This window comes from Nioella sp., from assembly GCF_964229645.1.
Classification (GTDB): domain Bacteria; phylum Pseudomonadota; class Alphaproteobacteria; order Rhodobacterales; family Rhodobacteraceae; genus Nioella.
The window spans coordinates 1-2,120 of record NZ_CAXREX010000295.1 but is presented as its reverse complement, the minus strand read 5'-3'; the positions used below and the strand labels follow the sequence as shown (position 1 = coordinate 2,120).

Below are 2,120 nucleotides of genomic sequence, written 5' to 3'. Positions count from 1 at the left end.
ATACCTGTTCCTCAGTCGGGGATTCCTCGGCGTGGATTTCTTCTTTGTGCTCAGCGGGTTTCTGATCACCTCGCTCCTGGTGCGGGAAAAGGAGCGTACGGGGCGCATTTCCCTGCGCGGCGTCTACTGGCGCCGGGCCCTGAGGATCCTGCCGCTTTACCTGCTGGTGGTGACGGCGATGGTGGTGGTCTTCGCCGGCATCAAGGCTGACCCCCTGGCGCGGGACATCTGGCCCTATTACTACGTTTTCCTGGCCAACTTCCTGACCGGCGATATCGCCAACCTCGGGCCGATGTGGTCTCTGTCGGTGGAAGAGCAATATTACATGCTCTGGCCGCTTCTGGTCGTTCTGCTGCCTGGCAGGCTGCTGTTGCCTGCCGTCGGGGCGTTAGTCGTGGTCATCATGGCTGGTGTCCTGGATGTATTCGGCATTCCTGCGCCAAGGTTCGAGCATCTGAAAATCGCGATCCAGGCCGGCTATGCCGCCATTCTTCTGGGCTCTGGCCTGGCCATCGTGCTGCATTCGCGCATCGGATTTGACCGGCTTACTCCCTGGCTGGGGCGGACATGGTCGGTGCTGCCGTTGGTTGCGCTTCTTGTCACCCTGCTGCTGATCCTGCCCAAAAACCTAGCGGGCTGGCCGCAATTTGCGCTGCATGTGACCATGGCACTGATCCTTGGGGCCCTTGTCATGCGCGAGGACCATATCGCCATGCCGCTGCTGCGCTTCCGCCCGATCGCCCGGATCGGAGAGGTCAGCTATGGCGTCTATCTGCTGCATCTGCTGGCGCTTCACGTCGCAACCGAGAGCCTGTCTTTCCTAGGCCAGCCCGGTGACGGTTTCGTGCATATCGGCCTTTACCTCGCGCTGTCCTGGGTCCTGGCCGAGATCAGCTTCCGCAGCTTTGAGCGCTATTTCCTTTCGCTGCGCCACAAGCGCCTTCCGATATCCTCTCTGAGATCTACAGGAGAGCCTTCATGAAACTCCTCATCACCGGCGGGGCCGGGTTCATCGGGTCGGCCGTCGTGCGGCTGGCCATGGCGCGGGGGCACGAGGTGGTGAACCTCGATGCGCTGACCTATGCCGCTTGTCTGGACAACGTGGCGAGCGTGGCGGATCAGCCGGGCTATGACTTTGAACAGGCCGACATCCGCGATCTGCCCACGCTGAAACGCATCTTTGCCGAACATCAGCCCGATGCGGTCATGCATCTGGCCGCCGAATCCCATGTGGACCGCTCGATCGACGGGCCGGGGGCCTTTATCGAAACCAACGTCATGGGCACCTACAATATGCTCGAGGCCGCGCGGGACTACTGGATCGCGCAGGGCAAGCCCGAGGGGTTCCGCTTCCATCATATCTCGACCGATGAGGTCTTCGGCTCCCTCCCCGCCGATCCGAGCGTGATGTTCACCGAGGACACCGCCTATGACCCGCGTTCGCCCTATTCGGCGTCCAAGGCGTCCTCGGATCACCTGGTGCGCGCCTGGCACGAGACCTATGGGCTGCCGGTGGTCCTGACCAATTGTTCCAACAATTACGGGCCCTTCCACTTCCCCGAAAAGCTGATCCCCGTGGTCATCCTGAACGCGCTGGCGGGCAAACCCCTGCCGATCTACGGGAAGGGCGAGAACATCCGCGACTGGCTTTACGTCGAGGATCACGCCGACGCGCTGCTGCTGGTGGTCGAAAAGGGCGCGCTTGGCCGCAGCTACAATATCGGCGGCGAGAATGAGCGCACGAACCTCGACCTGGTGAAGACGCTCTGCGGGATCCTGGATGCGAAATGCCCCCGGGCGGATGGTGTGTCCTACGCCGAGCAGATCACCTTTGTGACCGACCGCCCCGGCCATGACGCGCGCTATGCGATCGACCCGTCCCGCATCCGCGATGAACTGGGCTGGCGGCCTTCGGTGACGGTCGAGGAAGGGCTGGACCGGACAGTCCAGTGGTATCTTGAGAACGAAGACTGGTGGCGTGCGCTTCAGGAGCGTGACGGGGTCGGTGAACGGTTGGGGAAAAGCGCCTGATGCCCATTCTGAGTATTGGGGAAAAGCTTGTCTAGTTCGCGCATGTGCCTAAATGCGCGGGAACTTCGGTCGAGGAATATGCAATTAAG

At 61.7% G+C, this 2,120-nt stretch carries 2 protein-coding genes; both read left to right on the top strand.

What is annotated here, in order from left to right; all coding sequences use genetic code 11:
- The coding region (locus ACEQXV_RS18755) for an acyltransferase family protein (protein ID WP_370270449.1) at window positions 1-982 on the top strand (982 nt) is incomplete at its 5' end.
- Window positions 979-2,031 (top strand): dTDP-glucose 4,6-dehydratase, encoded by a 1,053-nt coding sequence (rfbB, locus tag ACEQXV_RS18750; protein WP_370270448.1) that lies wholly within the window; start codon window positions 979-981, stop codon window positions 2,029-2,031. The genes ACEQXV_RS18755 and rfbB, both read left to right, overlap by 4 nt.
- The last annotated feature ends 89 nt before the right edge of the window (window positions 2,032-2,120 follow it).

Coding starts and splice junctions, on each gene's coding strand:
- rfbB (WP_370270448.1), top strand. CDS start 979: ATGAAACTCCTCATCACCGGCGGGGCCGGGTTCATCGGGTCGGCCGTC.